This is a genomic window from Streptomyces thermocarboxydovorans (assembly GCF_039524635.1).
Classification (GTDB): Bacteria; Actinomycetota; Actinomycetes; order Streptomycetales; family Streptomycetaceae; genus Streptomyces; species Streptomyces thermocarboxydovorans.
Genome location: NZ_BAAAGU010000034.1, coordinates 48077 through 70039, shown reverse-complemented (window position 1 = coordinate 70039; position 21963 = coordinate 48077). Strand labels below are relative to the sequence as shown.

The window sequence follows — 21963 nt, the reverse complement described above, 5'->3', positions numbered from 1 at the left end:
AATCCGCGGACACCTTTTCAGAATGCGGCTTCACCCGAACCCCAAGACGCGGGCGGACGGCGGGATTCCGGGCGATTGGTCACTTCGGAGGCGGGATTTCTGGCGGATAGTCAGATCCGCGCGGAAAAGTTCCGGACACACTCCGGAGCCGGGCGGGCACACTCCGTCCATGGACTTCAACCATTACCGCTTCCGCAGTCTGTGGAAACTCTCCGCATCTGCCCCGGTGGTCTACCGGGTGCTGGAGCGGATCGAGGAGTATCCGCGGTGGTGGCCGCAGGTGCGCGAGGTCGTACGGCTGGACGACACCAGCGGGCTGGTACGCATCCGCTCGGTCCTCCCCGTCGAGCTGCGGGCCACCCTGCACGAGGGGCGGCGCGATCCGGAGACCGGGATCCTGGAGGTGGGGCTCTCCGGGGACATCGACGGCTGGGCCCGCTGGACCGTCACCCGGCTCGGGCCCGGCGGCAGCCTCGCCCGCTACGAGCAGGAGGTCGACGTCCGCAAGCCGCTGCTGCGGCGGCTCGCGGTGCCCGCGCGGCCCGTCTTCCGGATGAACCACGCCCTGATGATGCGGGCCGGCCGGCGCGGACTGGAGGCCTGGCTGGAAGCGGTTTGAAGGATACGTACCGGCACCTGTATTGTTCAGTGCGTTCCCGGGCGATTAGCTCAGTGGGAGAGCGCTTCGTTCACACCGAAGAGGCCACTGGTTCGAACCCAGTATCGCCCACCGGGTAGGCCGGTCCGTCACAGGCGGACCGGCCTTGCTGTGTCCGCACCGGGGCGCGGACCGGTGCGCGTTCGCCGGCACGCACCCATGGGTCGGCCTGCGTTCGCCGGCATCCGGCCTCGGTCGCTGTGCTCCCCGTCCGCCCGTGACGGGGTCGCCCGCTCAGGCCGCCGCCGGGAGATCCGGGCGCAGGGGCCAGGACGGGTCCACCGGCTCCTCCGTGCCGCTGCGCGCGAACCACGCCTGCAGGCCCCGCGCCTGGGCCGCGTGCCACACCGCCTGCAGCGTGTGCAGCTCAGCGGGGGAGAGCCGCTCCAGCCGGGAGGCGAACCGCTGCCCCACCGCTCGTGTGACCTCCAGTGCGGCCGCCGCGTCCGCCGCCGCGTCGTGCGCCTCCTGAAGGCTGACCCCGTAGTGCGCGCACAGATCGGTCAGCGTGCGGCGCCCCTTGCGGTAGCGGTCCAGATGCTTGTCCAGCACCAGCGGGTCCAGGACCAGCAGCGGCATCCGCTCGAACCAGCGGTGCAGGGAGGAGGCGCGGTGCCGGCGCAACTCCCGGTCCAGCAGCGTGAGATCGAACGGTGCGTTCATCACCACCACGGGGCGTCCGATGCGCGCCTGCTCCACCAGCGTCTCCGCTATCTCGTACATCACCGGCGCGGGCCAGCGGCCGTTGCGCTGCAGATGCTCCTCCGACAGGCCGTGCACCTGCGTGGCGGCGGCCGGCACCGGCACGCCGGGGTTGACCAGCCAGCGGCTCACCCGCGGCCGGGCGCCCGGCGCGTCCTGCACGACGACGGCGGCCGACACGATCCGGTCGTTCTCGACGTCCACGCCCGTGGTCTCCGTGTCAAAGGCGGCCAGCGGCCCTTCGAACCAGCACGTCATTCCCACCAACCCCTCGTTCACCATCGGCAGTTGACGCACCGTCCGCTGCCCGCACGGGTGATACCCGGGCTGTTTGCGCCTCACTCCGGAAGGAGACAACAGGAGTACGGGTCGTAGCAGTTCAGCGGCCCGCAGCGGGGATTCACTTGTTCTGGAAGGCTGTTCGGCCATGGCCATCGCGCAGCCCGAACGGGGCGGGCTGCTGCCCGAACGCACGGCACCGTCTCGCGGCTCACTCGCCACCACCGCCTGCATGGAGACCCTGCAGGTCGGCTATCTGCACGCCGTCGCGGCCGCCGCGGGCTGCTCGCTGTCCCAGCCGTTCCCGGACAACGGCATCGACTGGCACGTCAGCCACAGCGCCCCCGGGCACACCGTGGACGACGAGGTCACCATCAAGGTGCAGCTCAAGGCGACCTACCAGATCGCGCCCGACCCCTCGGCCCGCTTCTTCTCCTTCACGCTGGACAACGCGCACCTGGCGAAGCTGGCCCGCACCCCGGTCTCCGTGCACAAGATCCTCGTGGTGATGCTGGTGCCGCGCTCCCAGGACGACTGGCTGCGCGCCGGCCACGACCGGCTCGACCTGCGCCACTGCTGCTACTGGACCAACCTCGCCGGGCACCCGATCACCGGCCGGCATCGCACCACCGTGCGGATCCCCACCTCACGCATCTTCGACGACCGGGCGCTGTGCGAGATCATGACCCGGGTCGGCACGGGAGGGAAGCCATGACGCACCGTCCGACCGAAGGCCCCCTGCGGCCCGTACGCCCGCACCCGGTCGACACCGCCGGGCCGGCCGGGCCCGCCGAGCCCCCGCGCACCCCGTGGGACGGCCGGGTGCCCGAGCCCGGCGAGGTCGACCCCGCGGTGCTCGGCGCGCTGCTGCACCGGCACGGCTGGCAGCGGCGGGGCGGCGCGAGCGGACGGTACGGGCGCTGGACACCACCCGGTCCGGGCAGCGGCACCAGCCTGCTGGTGCCGGAGAGCCGCGCCTTCCCCGACTGCGACGACCTGCTCGGCGAGGCGCTGCTCGCCCTGACCCGCAGCGGCCTGGCCGGCGCCCGCGAGGTGCTGGTCTCGCTCGCCGTGCCCAGCGACGAGATCCGCTGGTGGCGCGACCTCCCGGACGGACCCGGCGGGACGGCGGTGTGGACCGCCGGGGAACAGCTGCGCCTCGCCGCCCGCCGCACCCTGCTCGCCGCCGCCCTCGCCACCCGCGCCCGGGCCGGCTACCACGGCGCCCGGCACCGCCGCCGCGCCCTGGCCGCGCTGGACTCCGTCCTCGTCGGCCCCGCAGCCGGCGGACACCGGATCACCGCCTTCCTGCCCGTCACCACCGGCCGGACCCTCGCCGTACGGCTCCATCAGGCGCTGCACGCCACCCGGGAGGCCATCGACTACCGGCGCGCCACCGGCCGCATGGACGCCTTCACCACCGCGGTCCAGGCGGGCGTCAGCCACGAACTCACCGAGGCCCTGCTCGCCCTGGTCCACGGGACCGAGGGCGCCCGGATCGCCGTCGCCTGGGCCCCGGCCGCGGCCGTCCCCGACGGCTGCGCCGCCCTGCCCGAACCCGTCGAGTTCACCCCCGGCGACCTGCCGGTCCTGCGCGAGGCCGGCGCCCGCTACCGGCGCGCGGAGCCCTCCGTGCCGGTGCGGATCACCGGCACCGTGGTGCGGATGCGCAGGCCCGGCCCGCGCGGCGAGGGCACGGTACGGCTGCGGGTGCTCGCCGGAGCCGACCTCGGCCATGTCCGGATCACCCTCGGCGAGGAGGACTACCGCATCGCCGGCCACGCCCACCTCGTCGGACTTCCGGTGCGGATGCGGGGGCGGCTGGAGAGCCGCAGCGGCTTCCGTCGCCTGACCGACGTGAGCGACCTCGCGCCGGTGCCGGTGGACGACGCCGAGCGCGACCGCCTGATGAAGGCGATCCAGGAGAACGCCGAGGTGGCGGCCTTCTTCGGCGAGGTCTGCGAGGGCGACGACCCCGGCGACGAGGACTGATTTCGCCCAGGTGGGTCCCGGGTCGGTACGATCGGTTCTCGCGCGCGCTCCGGTATGGCGCCCGCTAGGGGCTGTCTTTCGGATCTTGCCGCTTCCGGTGGCGGTGCCCTTTCAGCCGACCCGAGCGGGGTCTGGTGCGTGCAGCTGCAAGGCGGAGGAGGGCGGCGACGCGGTGCGTCGCCAACCGACGACGACGCCGCAGATGCGCGTGCCAGCCCCCGCGACCGGCGGCAAGATCCGAAAGACAGGCCCTAACCCCACTTCAGTCAGGAGAGACCGGTGTCAGACGTCCGTGTGATCATCCAACGCGATTCCGAGCGGGAAGAACGCGTGGTGACGACGGGCACTACGGCCGCCGACCTCTTCGCCGGCGACCGCTCGATCATCGCCGCGCGCGTCGGCGGCGAGCTCAAGGACCTCTCCTACGAGGTGCAGGACGGCGACACCGTCGAGGGCGTGGAGATCTCCTCCGAGGACGGCCTGAACATCCTGCGCCACTCCACCGCGCACGTGATGGCCCAGGCCGTGCAGGAGCTCTTCCCCGAGGCCAAGCTCGGCATCGGCCCGCCCGTCAAGGACGGCTACTACTACGACTTCGACGTCGACCGGCCCTTCCACCCCGATGACCTCAAGGCCATCGAGAAGAAGATGCAGGAGATCGTCAAGCGCGGCCAGCGCTTCTCCCGCCGCGTCGTCACCGAGGAGGCCGCCCGCGAGGAGCTCGCCGACGAGCCGTACAAGCTGGAGCTGATCGGCCTCAAGGGCGCCCCCTCGCACGACGACGGCGCGGACGTCGAGGTCGGCGCCGGCGAGCTGACCATCTACGACAACCTGGACCCCAAGACCGGCGAGGTGTGCTGGAAGGACCTCTGCCGGGGTCCCCACCTGCCCACCACCCGCCACATCCCGGCGTTCAAGCTGATGCGCAACGCGGGCGCCTACTGGCGCGGCAGCGAGAAGAACCCGATGCTGCAGCGCATCTACGGCACCGCCTGGCCGGCCAAGGAGGAGCTCAAGGCCCACCTGGAGTTCCTCGCCGAGGCCGAGAAGCGCGACCACCGCAAGCTCGGCCACGAGCTGGACCTGTTCTCCATCCCGGAGCAGATCGGCTCCGGCCTCGCCGTCTTCCACCCCAAGGGCGGCATCATCCGCCGGGTGATGGAGGACTACTCGCGGCGCCGCCACGAGGAAGAGGGCTACGAGTTCGTCTACACCCCGCACGCCACCAAGGGGAAGCTCTTCGAGATCTCGGGCCACCTGGACTGGTACGCCGACGGCATGTACCCGCCCATGCAGCTCGACGAGGGCGTGGACTACTACCTCAAGCCCATGAACTGCCCGATGCACAACCTGATCTTCGACGCGCGGGGGCGTTCGTACCGCGAACTGCCGCTGCGTCTGTTCGAGTTCGGGACCGTGTACCGGTACGAGAAGTCGGGCGTGGTGCACGGCCTGACCCGGGCCCGCGGCTTCACCCAGGACGACGCGCACATCTACTGCACGCGCGAGCAGATGTCCGAGGAGCTCGACAAGACCCTCACCTTCGTCCTGGACCTGCTGCGCGACTACGGCCTGACCGACTTCTACCTGGAGCTGTCCACCAAGGACCCGGAGAAGTTCGTGGGCACCGACGAGGCCTGGGAGGAGGCCACCGAGACGCTGCGCCAGGTCGCCGAGAAGCAGGGCCTGCCGCTCGTCCCCGACCCGGGCGGTGCCGCCTTCTACGGCCCGAAGATCTCCGTCCAGACCAAGGACGCCATCGGCCGCACCTGGCAGATGTCCACGATCCAGCTGGACTTCAACCTGCCGGAGCGCTTCGACCTGGAGTACACCGCCGCCGACGGCACCAAGACCCGCCCGGTGATGATCCACCGCGCGCTGTTCGGCAGCATCGAGCGGTTCTTCGCCGTGCTGCTGGAGCACTACGCGGGCGCCTTCCCGGCGTGGCTCGCGCCCGTCCAGGCCGTCGGCATCCCGGTCGGCGACGCGCACGTCGGGTACCTGGAGGAGTTCGCGGCCAAGGCCAGGAAGCAGGGGCTGCGCGTCGAGGTGGACTCCTCCGCGGACCGGATGCAGAAGAAGATCCGCAACGCCCAGAAGCAGAAGGTGCCGTTCATGGTCATCGCCGGTGACGAGGACATGGCCAAGGGCGCCGTCTCCTTCCGCTACCGCGACGGCTCCCAGGAGAACGGCATCCCCGTCGACGAGGCGATCGCCAAGATCGTGAAGGTCGTCGAGGAGCGGGCGCAGGTCTGACCGCGCGGCTGACCGAAAGGCCCCACAAGGCCCCCGGGAGTGATCCCGGGGGCCTTTCCCGCGTGCCCCGGCAACGCCATATGCTGCACGCATGACGAGTGAGCCGGAGCAGCAGTTGGGAGTGGGGACGCAGGACGCGTTCCAGCGTCTGTGGACGCCCCACCGGATGGCCTACATCCAGGGGGAGAACAAGCCGGCCGGCCCGGGCGCCGACGACGGCTGCCCGTTCTGCTCCATCCCGGCCAAGTCCGACGAGGACGGGCTCATCCTCCAGCGCGGCGAGACCGTGTACGCCGTGCTCAACCTGTACCCCTACACCGGCGGCCACCTGATGACCGTGCCGTACCGGCACGTCGCCGACTACACCGACCTCACCGCCGAGGAGACGGCCGAGCTCGCCGAGCTGACCAAGCAGGCGATGACCGCGCTGCGCAAGGCCTCCGGCGCGCACGGCTTCAACATCGGCATGAACCAGGGCACGGTCGCGGGCGCCGGCATCGCCGCCCATCTGCACCAGCACGTCGTTCCGCGCTGGGGCGGGGACACCAACTTCATGCCGGTGGTGGGCCACACCAAGGTGCTGCCGCAGCTGCTGGCCGACACCCGCAAGATGCTGGCGGAGGCCTGGCCCACTCAGTGACGTCCTCGGAAGCCCGGCCCACCGACTGACGGCTGCGGAGGCCCGGCCCACAGACTGACGCTCCGGGGCGCGAACCCCTCGAGGCTGCCGTCCGGAACGCCGGACGGGCCGGACAATGCCGCCCCGTCCGTGAACGCTCTCCCGCCCGCTACGCCTCGTACACGTCCGCCTTCCGCGGTGACGCGTCCTGCACGGCCGTGCTGAGGAACGAGGAGCGCGCACCGAACTTCTCGGTGTCCACGCCGTTCTCCTCCAGCACCTTGATCGCCGCCGCGTGCACCACCCGCAGCACCGGAGTCGCCGCGCGCAGCGCGTCGTCCGCCATGAAACGGTGCCGCCACGGCTGGTCCGCCCAGGCGTGCCGCAGACCGAACGGCTCGGGCAATGTCAGCGTGCCGCCCAGCCAGTTCAGCAGCGGGGGATACCAGGTCAGCGGGGCGCGTGCGGCGAGCCGGACCACCTCGTCCGCGTCGACCAGCGGGAGCTTCACCTTGCGGGTCTCCCAGAACTTGATCGACTTCTGGACCTCCTTCTCCTTGGCCGCCGGCTTGGTGGTGAACAGCGAGTGCACCGGCCCCAGCGCATGCCCGGTGACCTCGATGCGCAGCGTCTCGTGCAGCACCGTCACCGTGATGAGCATGGTGATGACCAGCTGCCCGTCCCACAGCGTCCACTGCACGCCGAGGTAGTGCCGGTCGCCCGCGCCGAACTGCTGCTTGTTGCAGATCTCCTGTATGGCGTGCGTCTTGACCCGGTACGCCTCGACGTCCGTGCCCTCGGGCCGGGCCACCTCCGTGGCGTTCTCGGCGATCGGGGTGACGATCCAGTGCTGTATCGACGGCTTGGGGAAGCCGCCCGTGTTCAGCGGGCCGCGCTCCAGCATGCGCAGCCGGTCCTGGATGGCCTTGATGACGTCCCAGCTGCGGAACGGGTGGATCTCCCGGTCGGGGTCCGCCGGCACCAGGTCCTCGGCGAGCTGCCAGCTGCCCCAGCGTGTGCCCATGCCGAGTATCCCCTTGGGCCCGGCGTAGAACACGGAGTTGGACTGCTGCTCGGCGGCGAGCCGGGCCAGGGACTGGCGCAGCTCCTCGGCCGCCTTCTCACCGGGGCTGCTCGGCACCGCCTCGGGCACCTTGGCGCCCACACTGGTGCCCGACAGCAGGCTGTCCCAGCGTTCGCGCAGGTCACGGGCGGTGCGCTCGCAGATCTGCTTGGCCCAGTACCAGCCGACCACGGGCGCGGCGACGGCGGCTCGCGCGTACCAGCCCCAGAAGCCGCCGAACGGCATGCGGATCAGGAACAGCACCGCCAGGGCGCCCACCGCGACCAGCAGCGTGGTGGCGAGCGCGCCGGCCCGCTTGTCCGGCCGTTTGGCGATCGTGGTGCGGATCTGGAAGACCAGCAGCCACATCAGCAGGCCCGGCAGGAACAGCAGTCCGCACAGCACCATCACGGCGGTCAGCCAGTTGTCCCGCTCCCGGCGGATGCGGTGGGCGGCGAGGGCGTGCTCCACCACCACCTGCGGCTGGGTGCCGAAGGACTGGATGAGCGGCTTGCGCCCGGAGCCGAGCATGCGGTCGATGACCGCCCGGGAGAACGCCTCCCCGAGATTCGGCCGGAACAGCGCGATCTTCGGCTCGCTCACCGACGACTTGTGCCACTCGTTGTTGGCCTTGAGGATCTCCTTCGCCTCGTTGTCCCGGTAGGCGGCGGAGGCCAGCGCGAACGTCGGTGTCTGCCCCTCGTCGCCCGTGCGCGGCACCTGCGGACCGAAGAAATCCGCGTAACCGCCGTCAACGGTCATTCCCGCCCCCGATCGCCGCGACCATACGTCCTGCGGCCTTCCCGACTTCCTTGATGCGCACACCTGTTGATCAGGTCTTCAGCGTATCGGCAGCCGGCGCCGTCCGTCTGCGGACGGACCGAGCCATCCGCGGAAGTGAGTCGGAGCGCGGCACGGCAGGGTTGTGCGCACGCATGCGCCGGGCGCCCGCATCAGACCCGCGGGCGCCCGGCGCCGCTGGTCAGCCGCTCTGCGCCTCCTCACGCACCCGTTCCGCGATCGGCGGCGGCATCGACTCGTGCCGCACATACGTCCGGCTGAAGCGGGCGGTGCCGTGGGACAGCGAGCGCAGGTCCACGGCGTACCGGCCGATCTCGATCTCCGGCACCTCCGCCTTGATCAGCGTCCGCCCGCCGGGTTCCTGCTCGGTGCCCAGCACCCGGCCGCGCCGGCCGGACAGGTCGCTCATCACCGTGCCGACGTAGTCGTCGCCGACCAGGACGCTCACCTCGGCGACCGGCTCCAGCAGCAGGATCTTGGCGTCCGCGGCCGCCTCCCGCAGGGCGAGCGCCCCGGCCGTCTGGAACGCGGCGTCGGAGGAGTCCACCGAGTGCGCCTTGCCGTCCAGCAGGGTCACCCGCACGTCGACCAGCGGATAGCCGGCCGCGACTCCCTTGGCCGCCTGGGCCCTCACGCCCTTCTCCACCGAGGGGATGAACTGCCGCGGCACGGCGCCGCCGACCACCTTGTCCACGAACTCGATGCCCGAACCGGCCGGCAGCGGCTCGACCTCGATCTCGCAGATCGCGAACTGCCCGTGGCCGCCGGACTGTTTGACGTGCCGTCCGCGTCCGGCCGCCTTGCCGCCGAAGGTCTCCCGCAACGGCACCTTGTGCGGCACCACGTCGACCTGCACGCCGTAGCGGCTGCGCAGCCGCTCCAGGGCCACGTCCGCGTGCGCCTCGCCCAGGCACCACAGCACCACCTGGTGGGTGTCCTGGTTCTGCTCCAGCCGCATCGTCGGATCCTCGGCGACCAGCCGGGCCAGGCCCTGCGAGAGCTTGTCCTCGTCCGGTTTGCTGTGCGCCTGGATGGCCAGCGGCAGCAGCGGGTCGGGCATCTCCCAGGGCTCCAGCAGCAGCGGGTCGTCCTTGGCGGACAGCGTGTCCCCGGTCTCCGCACGGCTCAGCTTCGCCACGCACGCCATGTCGCCGGCGATGACGTGGGAGACGGGCCGCTGCTGTTTGCCGAACGGCGTGGACAGGGCGCCGATCCGCTCGTCGACGTCGTGGTCCTCGTGGCCCCGGTCGGCCAGCCCGTGCCCGGAGACGTGCACCGTCTGGTCGGCCCGCAGCGTCCCGGAGAACACCCGGATCAGGGAGAGCCGGCCCACGTACGGGTCGGAGGAGGTCTTGACGACCTCGGCGACCAGCGGGGCCTCGGGGTCGCACGGCTTCAGCTCGCGCGGCTTGCCGTCCACGGTGGTCACGCGGAGGGTGCCGTGCTCAAGCGGCGTCGGGAAGCCGCGGGTGATCAGCTCCAGCAGCTCCACCGTGCCCAGGCCCTGCCGTGCGCCCTCGGTCGCGGGGGCGGCGGCCAGCACCGGGAAGAACACCCCGCGGGCGACCGCCCGCTCCAGGTCCTTGATCAGTGTCTCGGTGTCGACCTGCTCGCCGCCGAGATAGCGGTCCATCAGGGTCTCGTCCTCGCTCTCCGAGATGATCCCCTCGATGAGCCGGTTGCGGGCCTCCTCGATCAGCGGCAGCTGGTCCGGGCCGGGCTCGGACTCCTTGCGCTCGCCGCCGGCGTAGTCGAACAGCTTCTGCGTCAGCAGCCCGATCAGCCCCGTCACGGGCGCGTGGCCGTCCGGCCCCTCGGGTCCGCGCAGCGGCAGATACAGCGGCAGCACCGCGTCCGGGTCGTCGCCGCCGAAGGTCTCCGCGCAGATCCGGGTCATCTCCTCGAAGTCGGAGCGGGCCGCCTCCAGGTGCGTGATCACGATGGCGCGGGGCATCCCGACTGCCGCGCACTCGTCCCACACCATGCGGGTCGAGCCGTCCACGCCGTCGGAGGCCGAGACAACGAAAAGGGCCGCGTCCGCGGCTCGCAGACCGGCCCTGAGTTCCCCGACGAAGTCGGCGTATCCGGGGGTGTCCAGAACGTTGATCTTGATGCCGTCCCATTCGACCGGCACCAGGGAGAGCTGTACCGAGCGTTGCTGCCGGTGCTCGATCTCGTCGTAGTCGGAGACGGTGCCGCCGCCCTCCACGCGGCCCGCCCGGTTGATCGCCCCCGCGGTCAGCGCGAGAGCCTCCACCAGAGTCGTCTTGCCCGATCCGGAGTGGCCGACCAGCACCACATTCCGTACGGACGTGGGATGGTCGGCCGCCTGTGCCCTGCCGGCGGCTCCGGGGTGTGTGTGCGCCTTGTCGCCCATGGTCCTGCCTCCCGTGCACGGTGAGGTCACTGTGGGCGCGGACACGCGGGATCCGCGTGCGGAGCGGCTCCGGCGACGCCCGCGGTCCTTCGAGCTTTCCACTCCCGTCACGGTGCGTCCATACGACGGACCGGAACCCGCCACGGGCGGGCGAACGGCCGCCCCGCCCCGGGCCCCGCGGCAACCGTGACGCGCGAGCGCCGCGGGTGGCCCGGGCCGGCGCATGACGCGGGTGCTGCGGGTGCCCCGGCTGGCGCGTGATGCGAGCGCCGCGGGTGCCCCGCCGCCGCCCGCGCACGCGCGTGACTACGATTGGGCCCCGCCGGTGGCCAGCAGGGGCCACACGGCGCCACACCGACCGTCGGGAAGGCCATGCTGAACAAGTACGCGCGTGCATTCTTCACGCGTGTCCTCACGCCGTTCGCCGCGTTTCTCATCCGGCGGGGGGTCAGCCCCGACACGGTCACGCTCATCGGCACCGCGGGCGTGGTCGCGGGCGCGCTGGTCTTCTACCCCAGGGGCGAGTTCTTCTGGGGCACGGTCGTGATCACGCTGTTCGTGTTCTCCGACCTCGTCGACGGCAACATGGCCCGCCAGCTGGGCCGCTCCAGCCGCTGGGGCGCCTTCCTCGACTCCACCCTCGACCGGGTGGCCGACGGAGCGATCTTCGGCGGCTTCGCCCTCTGGTACGCCGGGCAGGGCGACGACAACGTGCTGTGCGCGGTGGCGATCTTCTGCCTGGCCAGCGGCCAGGTGGTCTCGTACACCAAGGCGCGCGGCGAGTCGATCGGGCTGCCGGTCGCCGTCAACGGGCTGGTCGAGCGGGCCGAGCGGCTGGTGATCTCGCTGGTCGCGGCCGGTTTCGCGGGCATGCACAAGTTCGGCGTGCCCGGCATCCAGCACCTGCTGCCCGTCGCCCTGTGGATCGTCGCCGTGGGCAGTCTGGTCACGCTGATCCAGCGGGTCGTCACCGTGCGCCGCGAGTCCGCCGAGGCGGAGGCCGCGGACGCCGAGCGCACCGAGGCCGAGGGGAGCGAGGCCGCCAAGTGAGCGCCCAGGAACGGCTCACCGACGCCCTCTACGGGGCCGGCTGGGCCACGGTGAAGAAGCTCCCCGAGCCGGTCGCCGTGCGGCTGGGGCGGACCATCGCCGACCTCGCCTGGAAGCAGCGCGGCAAGGGCGTGCAGCGGCTGGAGAGCAACTACGCCCGGGTGGTGCCGGACGCGGGCCCCGAGCGGCTCGCCGAGCTCTCCCGCGCCGGGATGCGGTCCTACCTGCGCTACTGGATGGAGTCCTTCCGGCTGCCCGCGTGGAGCCCGGAGCGCATCAGGAACTCCTTCGACCCCAAGGACGTGCACCACCTCACCGACGGCATGGCCCGCGGCAAGGGCGTGATACTCGCCCTGCCGCACCTCGCCAACTGGGACCTGGCCGGCGCCTGGGTCACCACCGGGCTCGGCATCCCGTTCACCACGGTCGCCGAGCGGCTGAGGCCGGAGACGCTCTACGACCGGTTCGTCGCCTACCGGGAGAGCCTCGGCATGGAGGTCCTGCCGCACAGCGGCGGCAGCGCCTTCGGCACCCTGGCCCGGCGGCTGCGCGACGGCGGTCTGGTCTGCCTGGTCGCCGACCGGGACCTGTCCGCCTCCGGCGTCGAGGTCGAGTTCTTCGGCGAGACCGCGCGGATGCCCGCCGGGCCCGCCCTGCTCGCCCAGCAGACCGGCGCCCCGCTGCTGCCGGTGACACTCTGGTACGACGACTCCCCGGTCATGCAGGGGCGGGTCCACCCGCCGGTCGAGGTGCCCCAGTCAGGTACCCGGGCGGAAAAGACGTCCGTCATGACACAGGCCCTGGCCGACGCCTTCGCCACGGGGATCGCCGAGCATCCGGAGGACTGGCACATGCTGCAGCGCTTGTGGCTCAAGGACCTCGATCCCGCGAAGGGGCAGGCGTGAGAATCGGCATCGTCTGCCCCTACTCCTGGGACGTGCCCGGGGGCGTCCAGTTCCACATCCGCGACCTGGCCGAGTACTTCATCCGCCTCGGCCACGACGTCTCGGTGCTCGCCCCGGCCGACGACGACACCCCGCTGCCGCCGTACGTGGTCTCCGCGGGCCGCGCGGTGCCGGTGCCGTACAACGGCTCGGTGGCCCGCCTGAACTTCGGCTTCCTCAGCGCCGCCCGGGTGCGGCGGTGGCTGCAGCAGGGCTCCTTCGACGTCATCCACATCCACGAGCCCACCTCGCCCTCGCTCGGCCTGCTGGCCTGCTGGGCCGCCCAGGGGCCCATCGTGGCCACCTTCCACACGTCCAACCCGCGCTCCCGCGCGATGATCGCCGCCTACGCCATCCTCCAGGCGGCGCTGGAGAAGATCAGCGCCCGGATCGCGGTGAGCGAGTACGCCCGCCGCACGCTCGTCGAGCACCTCGGCGGAGACGCCGTGGTCATCCCCAACGGCGTCGACGTCGACTTCTTCGCCAAGGCCGACCCCAACCCCGAGTGGCAGGGCGACACCATCGGCTTCATCGGCCGGATCGACGAGCCCCGCAAGGGCCTGCCGGTGCTGATGAAGGCCCTGCCGAAGATCCTCGCCGCCCGCCCGCAGACGCGGCTGCTGGTCGCGGGCCGGGGCGACGAGAAGGAGGCCGTGGAGGACCTGCCGAGGGAACTCCGCTCCCGGGTCGAGTTCCTCGGCATGATCAGCGACCAGGACAAGGCCCGGCTGCTGCGCAGCGTCGACCTGTACGTGGCGCCCAACACCGGCGGCGAGAGCTTCGGCATCATCCTCGTCGAGGCCATGTCCGCGGGCGCCCCCGTCCTCGCCTCCGACCTGGACGCCTTCGCCCAGGTCCTCGACCGGGGCGCGGCCGGCGAGCTGTTCCCCAACGAGGACGCCGACGCCCTCGCCGACAAGGCGCTGGAACTCCTGGGGAACCCCGAGCGCCGCGCCGAGCTGCGCGAGCGCGGCAGCGTGCACGTCCGCCGCTTCGACTGGTCGACGGTCGGTGCGGACATCCTGTCGGTGTACGAGACCGTCACCGCCGGAGCCGCCGCGGTGGCCGCCGACGACCGGACCACCGGTCTGTGGTCGCGCCTCGGACTGGCCAGGGACTGAGCCCCGGGCCGGCCGGGGCCTGAGCCACGGACCGGCCGGGGGCCGAAGAGCGCCCGACCGCCCCGGTAACCTTGCCGCCCGTGACCGCAACCCTCATCTGGATCCTCGTCGTCCTCGTCCTGATCGGCATCTATCTGAGCTGGACGGCGGGGCGGCTGGACCGGCTGCACGCACGGATCGACGCCGCGCGCGCCGCACTCGACGCCCAGCTGCTGCGCCGGGCGTCGGTGGCCCAGGAGCTGGCCACCTCCGGGGTGCTCGACCCGGCCGCCTCGATCGTGCTCTACGAGGCCGCCCACGCGGCCCGGCAGGCGGTCGAGGAGCAGCGGGAGGTCGCCGAGAGCGAGCTGAGCCAGGCGCTGCGCGCCGTGTTCGCCGAACGGGAGCAGATGGAGGCGGTCAAGGAGGCGCCCGGGGGAGAGGAGGCGGCGCTGGAACTCGCCGAGGCGGTCCGCCGGGTCCCCATGGCCCGCCGCTTCCACAACGACGCCGTACGCGCCGCCCGCGCCCTGCGCAGACACCGCAAGGTCCGCTGGTTCCGCCTGGCAGGCCACGCCCCCTTCCCCATGGCCTTCGAAATGGACGACGAACCCCCCGCGGCCCTCATAGACCGCGCCGCATGAGTTTGCTCGCGTCCTCGGGCCGCCGCCCGATGAACCTGATCCCGCCCCGCGTGAGCCTGTTCACACGGCGCGCCGCAAAACCGTGTGGTCCGGCCAGCGGTGACGTGGCCGTGGTGGTAAAACGATCCACCGGCTTGGCATTGGCCCTTGCTGTGGACTGGTCGGGTCCCGTTTCCTCGGTGCTGGCAACAACCCTCCTTCCCCTTCAGTGAGGTCATTCGTGTCCAGCACGCTCTCCGAGAACCAGGGTCCCGAGACCGGCACCGCCCGTGTGAAGCGCGGCATGGCCGAGCAGCTCAAGGGCGGCGTGATCATGGACGTCGTCACGCCGGAGCAGGCCAAGATCGCCGAGGACGCGGGCGCCGTCGCCGTCATGGCCCTGGAGCGGGTCCCGGCCGACATCCGCAAGGACGGCGGAGTGGCCCGCATGTCCGACCCGGACATGATCGAGGGCATCATGAACGCCGTCTCCATCCCGGTGATGGCCAAGTCCCGCATCGGCCACTTCGTCGAGGCCCAGGTGCTGCAGTCGCTCGGCGTCGACTACATCGACGAGTCCGAGGTCCTCACCCCGGCCGACGAGGTCAACCACTCCGACAAGTGGGCCTTCACCACCCCCTTCGTCTGCGGTGCCACCAACCTGGGCGAGGCCCTGCGCCGGATCGCCGAGGGCGCCGCGATGATCCGCTCCAAGGGCGAGGCCGGCACCGGCAACGTCGTCGAGGCCGTCCGCCACCTGCGCCAGATCAAGAACGACATCGCCCGCCTGCGCGGCCTGGACAACCACGAGCTGTACGCCGCCGCCAAGGAGCTGCGCGCCCCCTACGAGCTGGTCAAGGAGGTCGCCGAGCTGGGCAAGCTCCCGGTGGTGCTGTTCTCCGCCGGCGGTGTGGCCACCCCGGCCGACGCCGCGCTGATGCGCCAGCTCGGCGCCGAGGGCGTCTTCGTCGGCTCCGGCATCTTCAAGTCCGGCGACCCGGCCAAGCGCGCCGCCGCCATCGTCAAGGCGACCACCTTCTACGACGACCCGAAGATCATCGCGGACGCGTCCCGCAACCTCGGCGAGGCCATGGTCGGCATCAACTGCGACACCCTCCCCGAGACCGAGCGTTACGCCAACCGCGGCTGGTAAGGCACGTATGAACACCCCTGTCATCGGCGTCCTGGCACTCCAGGGCGACGTCCGGGAGCACCTTGTCGCCCTGGCCGCGGCCGACGCCGTGGCCAGGCCGGTGCGGCGCCCCGAGGAGCTCGCCGAGGTGGACGGCCTGGTCATCCCCGGCGGTGAGTCCACCACCATCTCCAAGCTCGCCCATCTGTTCGGCGTGATGGAGCCCCTGCGGGCGCGGGTGCGGGACGGGATGCCCGTCTACGGCACCTGCGCCGGCATGATCATGCTCGCCGACAAGATCCTCGACCCGCGCTCCGGGCAGGAGACCGTCGGCGGCATCGACATGATCGTGCGCCGCAACGCCTTCGGACGGCAGAACGAGTCCTTCGAGGCCGCGGTCGACGTCAAGGGCATCGAGGGCGATCCTGTGGAGGGCGTCTTCATCCGCGCCCCCTGGGTCGAGTCCGTCGGCGCCGGGGCCGAGGTGCTCGCCGAGCACGGCGGTCACATCGTCGCGGTCCGTCAGGGCAACGCGCTGGCCACCTCGTTCCACCCGGAACTCACCGGCGACCACCGGGTGCACCGCCTGTTCGTGGACATGGTGCGCACCTGGAGGACGGCGCAGTCCTTGTAGGATTCCAGCGTTCGTTGCAGAGATGGGTTACGCGAAGGAGACAGGCAGATGTCCGGCCACTCTAAATGGGCCACGACGAAGCACAAGAAGGCCGTGATCGATGCCAAGCGCGGCAAGCTCTTCGCGAAGCTGATCAAGAACATCGAGGTCGCGGCCCGGATGGGCGGTGCCGATCCCGACGGTAACCCGACGCTGTACGACGCCATCCAGAAGGCCAAGAAGTCGTCGGTCCCGAACAAGAACATCGAATCGGCGGTCAAGCGCGGTGCGGGCCTGGAGGCCGGCGGCGCCGACTACGAGACGATCATGTACGAGGGCTACGGGCCGAACGGTGTCGCGGTGCTCATCGAGTGCCTCACCGACAACCGCAACCGCGCCGCCTCCGAGGTGCGCGTCGCCATGACCCGCAACGGCGGCTCCATGGCCGACCCGGGCTCGGTGTCGTACCTGTTCAACCGCAAGGGCGTGGTGATCGTCCCCAAGGGCGACCTGACCGAGGACGACGTCCTCGCGGCCGTCCTGGACGCGGGCGCCGAGGAGGTCAACGACCTCGGCGAGAACTTCGAGGTGATCAGCGAGCCGGGCGACCTGGTCGCGGTCCGCACCGCGCTGCAGGACGCCGGCATCGACTACGAGTCCGCCGACGCCAACTTCGTCCCGACCATGCAGGTCCAGCTGGACGAGGAGGGCGCGAAGAAGATCTTCAAGCTCATCGACGCGCTGGAGGACAGCGACGACGTGCAGAACGTCTTCGCCAACTTCGACGTCAGCGACGAGATCATGGAGAAGGTCGGCGCCTGACGCCGCGCGGCCGGCTGAGCGGACCGGACGGGCCGACGGGACACACCCGTCGGCCCGTCGCGTTGTCGGTGGCACCCGATAGCCTGCACAAACAGGTGATCGATGGGAGGGCGCTCGTGCGCGTACTGGGGGTGGACCCGGGACTGACCCGGTGCGGCGTCGGGGTGGTCGAGGGGGTGGCGGGCCGTCCGCTGACCATGCTCGGCGTCGGCGTCGTGCGGACCCCGGTGGACGCCGAGCTGGGCCACCGATTGGTCGCCATCGAGCAGGGCCTCGAGGAATGGCTGGACGAGTACCGGCCCGAGTACGTCGCCGTGGAGCGCGTCTTCAGCCAGCACAACGTCCGCACGGTCATGGGCACGGCCCAGGCCAGCGCCGTCGCCACGCTGTGCGCCGCCCGCCGCGGCATCCCCGTCGCCCTGCACACCCCCAGCGAGGTCAAGGCCGCCGTCACCGGCAGCGGCCGCGCGGAGAAGGCGCAGGTCGGCGCCATGGTCACCCGGCTGCTGCGGCTCACCGCCCCGCCCCGGCCCGCGGACGCCGCCGACGCCCTCGCCCTCGCCATCTGCCACATCTGGCGCGCCCCCGCGCAGAACCGGCTCCAGCAGGCCGCCGCCCTGCACGCATCGAAAGGCCGTACGACATGATCGCCTTCGTCAGCGGCACGGTCGCCGCGCTCGCCCCCGACGCCGCGGTGGTCGAGGTCGGCGGTGTCGGCATGGCCGTGCAGTGCACCCCGAACACCCTCGGCGGGCTCCGCGTCGGCCGGCCCGCCAAGCTGCACACCAGCCTCGTGGTCCGCGAGGACTCGCTGACGCTGTACGGCTTCGCCGACGAGGACGAGCGGCAGGTGTTCGAGCTGCTCCAGACCGCCAGCGGCGTCGGACCGCGGCTCGCCCAGGCGATGCTCGCCGTGCACAGCCCCGACGCCCTGCGCCGCGCCGTCGCCACCGGCGACGAGAAGGCGCTCACCGCCGTCCCCGGCATCGGCAAGAAGGGCGCGCAGAAGCTGCTGCTGGAGCTGAAGGACCGGCTCGGCGAACCGGCCGGCCCGCCCGCCGCAGGTGCCCCCGCGAGCGGCGGCTGGCGGGACCAGCTGCACGCCGCCCTGATCGGCCTCGGGTACGCCACCCGTGAGGCCGACGAGGCGGTCGCCGCCGTGGCGCCGCAGGCCGAGGCCGCCGGGGGCACACCCCAGATCGGCGCGCTGCTCAAGGCCGCCCTGCAGACGCTGAACCGCGCCCGATAGCCGTACGGAGAGCTGAGGCACACGCATGAACTGGGACGACACGGCCGACACCCCCGCCGCCGAGCGGCTCGTCGGCGCGTCCGCCGACCGCGAGGACCAGGCCGTCGAGGCCGCCCTGCGCCCCAAGGACCTGGGCGAGTTCATCGGCCAGGAGAAGGTCCGCGAACAGCTCGACCTGGTGCTGCGGGCCGCCCGCGCCCGCGGCGCCACCGCCGACCATGTGCTGCTCTCCGGCGCCCCCGGCCTCGGCAAGACCACCCTCTCCATGATCATCGCGGCCGAGATGAACGCCCCGATCCGCATCACCAGCGGACCGGCCATCCAGCACGCCGGCGACCTCGCCGCGATCCTCTCCTCCCTCCAGGAAGGGGAGGTGCTCTTCCTCGACGAGATCCACCGCATGTCCCGGCCCGCCGAGGAGATGCTCTACATGGCCATGGAGGACTTCCGCGTCGACGTGATCGTCGGCAAGGGCCCCGGCGCCACCGCGATCCCGCTGGAGCTGCCCCCCTTCACCCTGGTCGGCGCCACCACCCGCGCCGGACTGCTGCCGCCCCCGCTGCGCGACCGCTTCGGCTTCACCGCCCACATGGAGTTCTACGAGCCGGCCGAGCTGGAGCGGGTCATCCACCGCTCAGCGAGCCTGCTGGACGTCGAGATCGACGCCGACGGCGCCGCCGAGATCGCCGGCCGCTCCCGCGGCACCCCGCGCATCGCCAACCGCCTGCTGCGCCGCGTCCGCGACTATGCGCAGGTCAAGGCCGACGGCAGGATCACCCGGGAGATCGCCTCGGCGGCCCTCGCCGTCTACGAGGTCGACGCCCGGGGCCTGGACCGGCTGGACCGGGCGGTCCTTCAGGCCCTGCTGAAGCTGTTCGGCGGGGGACCGGTGGGCCTGTCCACGCTCGCCGTCGCGGTCGGCGAGGAACGTGAGACGGTGGAAGAGGTGGCCGAGCCCTTCCTGGTACGGGAAGGTCTGCTCGCGCGCACGCCCCGCGGCCGGGTCGCCACCCCGGCGGCATGGGCGCATCTCGGCCTCACCCCGCCCCGCTCACAGGCCGCCGGAAACGGACAAGGGGACCTGTTCGGGGCGTGACGGCGTGCGTGGTGGCCGGGGCAGGAACCCCGGTGCCATGCTGAGCGTTGTTCCATGCGCGCGGACTCGCTTAGACTCCGCCGATGCCACCGTTGTCGGCGGCATCACATACCCCCAACCATCAGGCCGTTCACCATCGCGGTCGTGTGAAGGAAGTTCCGACCCGTGAGTCTCCTGACCCTCCTCCCGTTCATTGTGCTCATCGGGGCCATGTTCCTGATGACCCGGTCGGCCAAGAAGAAGCAACAGCAGGCCATCGAGATGCGGAACCAGATGCAGCCCGGTTCCGGCGTCCGCACCATCGGGGGCATGTACGCCACGGTCAAGGAGGTCAACGAGGACACGGTCCTCCTCGACGCCGGGCCGGGCGTCGAGCTGCTCTTCGCCAAGAACGCCATCGGTGCCGTGCTCAGCGACGACGAGTACAACCGCATCGTCCACGGCATCGAGCACGACCTGAAGTCCGACCTCGTGCCCGACGACGCCTCCTCCCTCACCGAGACCGACGACTCCACCGACGCTGCCGCCTCCGACGACACGCCTGTCGACCTCGGCAAGAAGGACCAGGCCGACGAGGCGGCCGACGCCGCCGAGGCGAAGACGGCCGACGCCGCCGAGGCGAAGACGGACGACGCCGCCGAGGCGAAGACGGACGAGAAGGCGAAGAAGTCCGAGGGCGACTCCGAGGTGAAGTAGTCATGTCGCGGGGCGCGCGGGGCAGGACCCCGCGCGCCCCGCGATGTGCCCAGCTCGCACGGAATCCCTAGACCATGTCATGGCCGCCCGCCCGCCGACCCGGCGCGAGGCGGCCCGAGAGGGAGTACGAGAAGGTGGCAGCACCTAAAAAGGGCCGGAATGCGAGCGCCCAGAGCAAGCCATGGCGCTCACTGGCCCTGATCCTGATCGCCATCGTGGGGCTCACCGCCGGAATGTTCGCCTCCGGCCACACCACCCCGCGACTGGGCATCGACCTGGCGGGCGGCACCAGCATCACGCTGCGTGCGGAACCCGAGGCGGGCCAGGAGTCCGCGATCAACAAGACCAACATGGAAACGGCCGTCTCCATCATGGAGCGCCGGGTCAACGGTCTCGGCGTCTCGGAGGCCGAGGTCCAGACCCAGGGTGATCGCAACATCATCGTCAACATCCCCAAGGGCACGAACTCCAAGCAGGCCCGGGAACAGGTCGGCACCACGGCCAAGCTGTACTTCCGCCCGGTGATCGCCCGGGAGGCGGGGGGCGCCGCCCCCACCCCCGAGGCGTCCTCGAGTCCTTCGGCCGGCTCCGACAAGAAGACGGAGAACAAGAAGGACGAGAAGAAGGACGAGGGCACCACGCCCAGCCCCTCGGCCACCTCTCAGGGACGCGCGGTCACCGACGGCCTCAAGGCCGACGCGAGCCCGTCCCCCACCCCGAAGGCCTCCGAGTCCAAGGACTCCGGCGACAAGGGCGACAAGGGCGACAAGGCAGACCCGCAGAACAGCAAGCTGCAGGCCGAGTACGCCGCCCTCGACTGCACCAAGCCCGACCAGCGGACCAAGGCGGGCAAGGGCGCCAAGCCCACCGAGGCCACCGTCGCCTGCGGCCAGGACTCGCAGGGCCAGTGGCAGAAGTACCTGCTCGGACCCGCCGAGGTCGACGGCACGGACGTCGACGAGGCCCAGGCGGTCTACGACACCCAGGCCGGCACCGGCTGGAAGGTCACCCTGGGCTTCACGGACAAGGGCTCGAAGAAGTTCGCGAGCATCACCGGCAAGCTGGCGCAGCAGCAGTCCCCGCAGAACGAGTTCGCCATCGTTCTGGACGGCAACGTGGTCTCCAACCCGTACGTCACGCAGTCGCTGAGCAGCAACGCCGAGATCTCCGGCAACTTCACCCAGGAGTCGGCCAAGAACCTGGCCAACGTCCTCTCCTACGGCGCTCTGCCGCTGACCTTCAAGGAGGACAGCGTCACCACCGTCACCGCCGCCCTCGGCGGTGAGCAGCTGCAGGCCGGTCTGATCGCGGGTGCCATCGGCCTCGCCCTGGTCGTCGCCTACCTGCTGATCTACTACCGGGGCCTGTCGTTCATCGCCGTCGCCTCGCTGCTGGTCTCCGCGGCGCTCACCTACCTGATCATGTCGCTGCTCGGCCCGACCATCGGCTTCGCGCTGAACCTCCCGGCCGTCTGCGGCGCCATCGTCGCCATCGGCATCACCGCGGACTCGTTCATCGTCTACTTCGAACGCGTCCGGGACGAGATCCGCGAGGGCCGCTCGCTGCGTCCGGCGGTGGAGCGGGCCTGGCCGCGCGCCCGGCGCACGATCCTGGTCTCCGACTTCGTGTCGTTCCTCGCCGCCGCGGTGCTGTTCGCCGTCACGGTCGGCAAGGTCCAGGGCTTCGCGTTCACGCTCGGTCTGACCACCGTCCTCGACGTGGTGGTGGTCTTCCTGTTCACCAAGCCGCTGCTGACGCTGATGGCCCGCCGGAAGTTCTTCGCGAGCGGTCACAAGTGGTCGGGTCTCGACCCCAAGGCCCTGGGCGCCAAGCCTCCGCTGCGCCGCACCCGCCGCCCCGCCGTTCCCGTCGAGACGAAGGAGGCGTGAGC

19 protein-coding genes, 1 tRNA gene and 1 pseudogene are annotated in these 21963 nt (G+C 71.4%); 18 read left to right on the top strand and 3 right to left on the bottom strand.

Annotated elements, in window-relative coordinates:
• Nucleotides 1-169 precede the first annotated feature (169 nt).
• Nucleotides 170-619 (top strand): SRPBCC family protein, encoded by a 450-nt coding sequence (locus ABD198_RS17425; protein ID WP_344002260.1) that lies wholly within the window; start codon nt 170-172, stop codon nt 617-619.
• Between the two features lie 39 nt (nt 620-658).
• Nucleotides 659-730, top strand: a tRNA-Val gene (locus ABD198_RS17420).
• A gap of 162 nt (nt 731-892) precedes the next feature.
• Here ABD198_RS17420 and ABD198_RS17415 read toward each other — a convergent pair.
• A complete protein-coding gene (locus ABD198_RS17415) occupies nt 893-1618 on the bottom strand; it encodes an exonuclease domain-containing protein (protein ID WP_344002257.1) in 726 nt (241 codons plus the stop codon).
• Between the two features lie 169 nt (nt 1619-1787).
• Here ABD198_RS17415 and ABD198_RS17410 point away from each other — a divergent pair, with 169 nt between their 5' ends.
• From ABD198_RS17410 to ABD198_RS17395, 4 genes are all read left to right on the top strand, one after another.
• Nucleotides 1788-2354, top strand: a complete 567-nt coding sequence (locus tag ABD198_RS17410; protein ID WP_344002254.1) for a DUF4365 domain-containing protein — start codon at nt 1788-1790, stop codon at nt 2352-2354.
• A complete protein-coding gene (locus tag ABD198_RS17405) occupies nt 2351-3631 on the top strand; it encodes a hypothetical protein (protein ID WP_344002251.1) in 1281 nt (426 codons plus the stop codon). Before ABD198_RS17410 ends, ABD198_RS17405 begins: the two co-directional genes overlap by 4 nt.
• Nucleotides 3632-3910: 279 nt before the next feature.
• Nucleotides 3911-5887, top strand: coding sequence for a threonine--tRNA ligase (gene thrS / locus ABD198_RS17400; protein ID WP_344002248.1), 1977 nt, complete (start codon nt 3911-3913; stop codon nt 5885-5887).
• A gap of 91 nt (nt 5888-5978) precedes the next feature.
• Nucleotides 5979-6527 (top strand): HIT family protein, encoded by a 549-nt coding sequence (locus ABD198_RS17395; protein ID WP_344002245.1) that lies wholly within the window; start codon nt 5979-5981, stop codon nt 6525-6527.
• A 148-nt stretch (nt 6528-6675) separates the two neighbouring features.
• Here the strand turns inward: ABD198_RS17395 and ABD198_RS17390 are convergent, their stop codons facing one another.
• Both ABD198_RS17390 and ABD198_RS17385 read right to left on the bottom strand, forming a co-directional pair.
• Nucleotides 6676-8331 carry a hypothetical protein gene (locus ABD198_RS17390; RefSeq protein WP_344002242.1) on the bottom strand — a complete coding sequence of 552 codons (1656 nt, stop codon included), beginning with the start codon at nt 8329-8331 and terminating at the stop codon, nt 6676-6678.
• Between the two features lie 220 nt (nt 8332-8551).
• A complete protein-coding gene (locus ABD198_RS17385) occupies nt 8552-10747 on the bottom strand; it encodes an elongation factor G-like protein EF-G2 (protein ID WP_344002239.1) in 2196 nt (731 codons plus the stop codon).
• Nucleotides 10748-11072: 325 nt separating this feature from the next.
• Here ABD198_RS17385 and pgsA point away from each other — a divergent pair.
• From pgsA to secD, 12 genes and pseudogenes are all read left to right on the top strand, one after another.
• Nucleotides 11073-11797: pseudogene (gene pgsA / locus ABD198_RS17380) on the top strand (phosphatidylinositol phosphate synthase).
• The gene (locus ABD198_RS17375; RefSeq protein WP_344002233.1) at nt 11794-12702 is read left to right on the top strand and encodes a phosphatidylinositol mannoside acyltransferase; all 909 of its coding nucleotides are present in this window, start codon (nt 11794-11796) and stop codon (nt 12700-12702) included. Before pgsA ends, ABD198_RS17375 begins: the two are co-directional and overlap by 4 nt.
• The gene (locus ABD198_RS17370; protein ID WP_344002230.1) at nt 12699-13862 is read left to right on the top strand and encodes a glycosyltransferase family 4 protein; all 1164 of its coding nucleotides are present in this window, start codon (nt 12699-12701) and stop codon (nt 13860-13862) included. Before ABD198_RS17375 ends, ABD198_RS17370 begins: the two co-directional genes overlap by 4 nt.
• Nucleotides 13863-13942: 80 nt before the next feature.
• Nucleotides 13943-14485 carry a LemA family protein gene (locus ABD198_RS17365; protein ID WP_344002227.1) on the top strand — a complete coding sequence of 181 codons (543 nt, stop codon included), beginning with the start codon at nt 13943-13945 and terminating at the stop codon, nt 14483-14485.
• A gap of 220 nt (nt 14486-14705) precedes the next feature.
• Nucleotides 14706-15617 carry a pyridoxal 5'-phosphate synthase lyase subunit PdxS gene (pdxS, locus tag ABD198_RS17360; RefSeq protein ID WP_167990641.1) on the top strand — a complete coding sequence of 304 codons (912 nt, stop codon included), beginning with the start codon at nt 14706-14708 and terminating at the stop codon, nt 15615-15617.
• Nucleotides 15618-15624: 7 nt separating this feature from the next.
• Nucleotides 15625-16230 carry a pyridoxal 5'-phosphate synthase glutaminase subunit PdxT gene (pdxT, locus tag ABD198_RS17355; protein WP_344002223.1) on the top strand — a complete coding sequence of 202 codons (606 nt, stop codon included), beginning with the start codon at nt 15625-15627 and terminating at the stop codon, nt 16228-16230.
• A gap of 48 nt (nt 16231-16278) precedes the next feature.
• Nucleotides 16279-17031 carry a YebC/PmpR family DNA-binding transcriptional regulator gene (locus ABD198_RS17350; RefSeq protein ID WP_167990645.1) on the top strand — a complete coding sequence of 251 codons (753 nt, stop codon included), beginning with the start codon at nt 16279-16281 and terminating at the stop codon, nt 17029-17031.
• A gap of 116 nt (nt 17032-17147) precedes the next feature.
• Nucleotides 17148-17678, top strand: a complete 531-nt coding sequence (ruvC, locus tag ABD198_RS17345) for a crossover junction endodeoxyribonuclease RuvC (protein ID WP_344002220.1) — start codon at nt 17148-17150, stop codon at nt 17676-17678.
• Nucleotides 17675-18280 carry a Holliday junction branch migration protein RuvA gene (gene ruvA, locus ABD198_RS17340; RefSeq protein WP_344002217.1) on the top strand — a complete coding sequence of 202 codons (606 nt, stop codon included), beginning with the start codon at nt 17675-17677 and terminating at the stop codon, nt 18278-18280. The genes ruvC and ruvA overlap by 4 nt, the downstream gene beginning before the upstream one ends.
• 25 nt (nt 18281-18305) lie before the next feature.
• Nucleotides 18306-19376 (top strand): Holliday junction branch migration DNA helicase RuvB, encoded by a 1071-nt coding sequence (ruvB, locus tag ABD198_RS17335; RefSeq protein WP_344002214.1) that lies wholly within the window; start codon nt 18306-18308, stop codon nt 19374-19376.
• Nucleotides 19377-19541: 165 nt separating this feature from the next.
• Entirely contained in the window at nt 19542-20072 is a 531-nt protein-coding gene (gene yajC / locus ABD198_RS17330; protein WP_344002211.1) for a preprotein translocase subunit YajC, read from the top strand.
• Nucleotides 20073-20206: 134 nt separating this feature from the next.
• Entirely contained in the window at nt 20207-21961 is a 1755-nt protein-coding gene (gene secD, locus ABD198_RS17325; RefSeq protein ID WP_344002208.1) for a protein translocase subunit SecD, read from the top strand.
• Nucleotides 21962-21963 lie beyond the last annotated feature (2 nt).

What these genes read in the sequence shown, in the direction of transcription:
- ruvB (WP_344002214.1), top strand. Translation starts at nt 18,306, where the DNA reads ATGAACTGGGACGACACGGCCGACACCCCCGCCGCCGAGCGGCTCGTC.
- ABD198_RS17390 (WP_344002242.1), bottom strand. Translation starts at nt 8,331, where the DNA reads ATGACCGTTGACGGCGGTTACGCGGATTTCTTCGGTCCGCAGGTGCCG.
- ABD198_RS17405 (WP_344002251.1), top strand. Translation starts at nt 2,351, where the DNA reads ATGACGCACCGTCCGACCGAAGGCCCCCTGCGGCCCGTACGCCCGCAC.
- ABD198_RS17410 (WP_344002254.1), top strand. Translation starts at nt 1,788, where the DNA reads ATGGCCATCGCGCAGCCCGAACGGGGCGGGCTGCTGCCCGAACGCACG.
- ABD198_RS17395 (WP_344002245.1), top strand. Translation starts at nt 5,979, where the DNA reads ATGACGAGTGAGCCGGAGCAGCAGTTGGGAGTGGGGACGCAGGACGCG.
- ABD198_RS17350 (WP_167990645.1), top strand. Translation starts at nt 16,279, where the DNA reads ATGTCCGGCCACTCTAAATGGGCCACGACGAAGCACAAGAAGGCCGTG.
- ruvA (WP_344002217.1), top strand. Translation starts at nt 17,675, where the DNA reads ATGATCGCCTTCGTCAGCGGCACGGTCGCCGCGCTCGCCCCCGACGCC.
- pdxT (WP_344002223.1), top strand. Translation starts at nt 15,625, where the DNA reads ATGAACACCCCTGTCATCGGCGTCCTGGCACTCCAGGGCGACGTCCGG.
- ABD198_RS17425 (WP_344002260.1), top strand. Translation starts at nt 170, where the DNA reads ATGGACTTCAACCATTACCGCTTCCGCAGTCTGTGGAAACTCTCCGCA.
- ABD198_RS17415 (WP_344002257.1), bottom strand. Translation starts at nt 1,618, where the DNA reads ATGACGTGCTGGTTCGAAGGGCCGCTGGCCGCCTTTGACACGGAGACC.
- ABD198_RS17385 (WP_344002239.1), bottom strand. Translation starts at nt 10,747, where the DNA reads ATGGGCGACAAGGCGCACACACACCCCGGAGCCGCCGGCAGGGCACAG.